The sequence below is a fragment of the Streptomyces sp. DT224 genome (assembly GCF_049844595.1).
Taxonomy (GTDB): domain Bacteria; phylum Actinomycetota; class Actinomycetes; order Streptomycetales; family Streptomycetaceae; genus Streptomyces.
The window spans coordinates 1-2,318 of record NZ_JBNCLI010000029.1 but is presented as its reverse complement, the minus strand read 5'-3'; the positions used below and the strand labels follow the sequence as shown (position 1 = coordinate 2,318).

Annotated in this window: 1 protein-coding gene; it reads right to left on the bottom strand. The window is 72.5% G+C overall.

Going from position 1 to position 2,318, the window contains the following annotated elements; all coding sequences use genetic code 11:
- A partial coding sequence (locus ACLQ2N_RS35855) for a beta-ketoacyl synthase N-terminal-like domain-containing protein (RefSeq protein WP_425819970.1) occupies positions 1-2,318 on the bottom strand: 2,318 nt, incomplete at both ends.

Genomic DNA, 2,318 nt, shown 5'->3' with positions numbered 1-2,318 from the left:
GGGAACGCGGCCGCCAGGTCGGCGCCCATGCCGACCCGCTGGCTGCCCTGACCAGTGAACAACACCGCCAGCCGGCCCCGGCCGTGGCCGTGGCCGGGAGCAGACTCGGTCACCTCGGCGGCGTCGCGGCCCTCGGCCAGCGCGGTCAGCGCCTCCAGCAGCTCCTCGCGGTCGCCGCCGGCCACTACCGCCTTCTGTCCGAGCATTGCCCGGCCGATCGCCAGCGACCAGCCGACGTGCGCCGGGTCGGCGTCCGGGTGCTCGCGCACCCAGTCGGCAAGGCGCCCGGCTTGCGCAGCGAGCGACTGCCCGTCGCGGGCCGAGAGGAGCCATGGCACAGCGATTCGGGCCTGGAAGCGGCGGCGCGGGCTGCGCGTGGGCGCGGCCGGCACGTCCTTGACGGGCGGCTCCTCCAGGATCACATGCGCGTTGGTGCCGCTGATCCCGAACGAGGACACGGCGGCGCGACGTGGCGTGTCAGCCCGCTCCCAGGGCCGGGCCTCGGTCAACAGCTCGACCGCGCCCACTTCCCAGTCGACGTGCTTGGACGGCTCGCTGACGTGCAGGGTCTTCGGGAGCTGGTTGTGGCGCATCGCCATCACCATCTTGATCACACCGGCGGCGCCCGCCGCGGCCTGGGTGTGACCGATGTTGGACTTGACGGAGCCGAGCCACAACGGCTCGTTCCCGGGCCGGTCCTGACCGTAGGTGGCCAACAGGGCCTGGGCCTCGATCGGGTCACCGAGCGCGGTGCCGGTTCCGTGTGCCTCCACCACATCCACGTCCGCAGTGGTGAGGCCGGCGCCCGCGAGGGCCTGACGGATCACCCGTTGCTGCGAGGGGCCGTTCGGCGCGGTCAGGCCGTTGGACGCACCGTCCTGGTTGATCGCACTGCCCTTGACGAGCGCAAGAACGGGGTGCCCGTTGCGACGTGCATCGGAGAGCCGCTCCACCAGCAGCATGCCCGCGCCCTCGCCCCAGCCGGTGCCGTCCGCGTCCGAGGAGAACGCCTTGCACCGGCCGTCCACGGACAGCCCGCGCTGGCGGGAGAATTCCACGAACGTGGCCGGGGTGGCCATCACCGTCGCACCACCGGCCAGCGCCAGATCGCACTCGCCGTTGCGCAGTGCCTGCGCCGCCAGATGCAGCGCCACCAGCGAGGACGAGCATGCCGTGTCCACCGTCACGGCCGGACCCTCCAAACCGAAGGTGTAGGACACCCGGCCGGATGCGACGCTGCCTGCGTTGCCTGTGCCGATCATGCCTTCCAGCTCGGCCGGCAGGGGTGCGCGGCCGGTGGCGTAGTCGTGGTACATGATGCCGGCGAACACGCCGGTACGGCTGCCGCGCAGCGTCGTCGGGCTGATGCCCGCCCGCTCCATCGCCTCCCACGAGGTCTCCAGCAGCAGACGCTGCTGCGGGTCCATCGCCAGCGCCTCACGCGGCGAGATCCCGAAGAACCCCGGATCGAAGTCGGCTGCGTCGTAGAGAAAGGCGCCGTGCCGGGTGTAGGTGGTGCCGCGGTTGTCCGGGTCGGGGCTGTAGAGGCCCTCCAGGTCCCAGCCGCGGTCGGTCGGGAACCCGCCGATCCCGTCCGCACCGGCCGCCACCATCCGCCACAGATCCTCCGGCGAGGTCACAGCGCCCGGGAAGCGGCACGCCATACCGACGATCGCGATCGGCTCGTCGTCCACCACCCGGCCCTGGACCACCGCAGTCGCGGTCTCCTGACCGTCCAGGAGCTCCGTGACCAGGTGGGCGACCAGTGCCTGTGAGGTCGGGTAGTCGAAGATCAGCGTGGCCGGCAGCCGCAGTCCGGTCGCCTCGTTCAACCGGTTGCGGAACTCCACCGCCATCAGTGAGTCGAAGCCCAGGTCCTGGAACGGCAGGGCCGGGTCGATCGCCGAGGCGTCGGCGAAGCCCAGCACCATCGCCGCCCGCGACTGCACCAGATCGGCCAGCAACGAAAGCTGCCCGGCCGGCGCCAGGGCCGCCAGTTGCGCGGTCAGCGTCGCCGCCTCGGCACCCGCCGCCACGACACGCCGCCCACGACCCCCACCCAGCACGCGGAGCAGCGGCGGCAGGAACTCACCGGAACCGGCCAGGGTCTTCAGGTCCAGATGGACCGGCACCAGCACCGCCCGCTCACCGGCCACACCGGCATCCAGCAGCGCCAAGCCCTCGTCCGCGGACAGTGTGAGCACACCCGCCCGCTCAAGCCGGTCCAGCTCACCCTCCGCCAGTTCGCCGCCCATGCCCGGGCCGTCCCACAGGCCCCAGGCGAGGGAGGTGGCGGGCCGGCCCTGCGCGACGCGCTG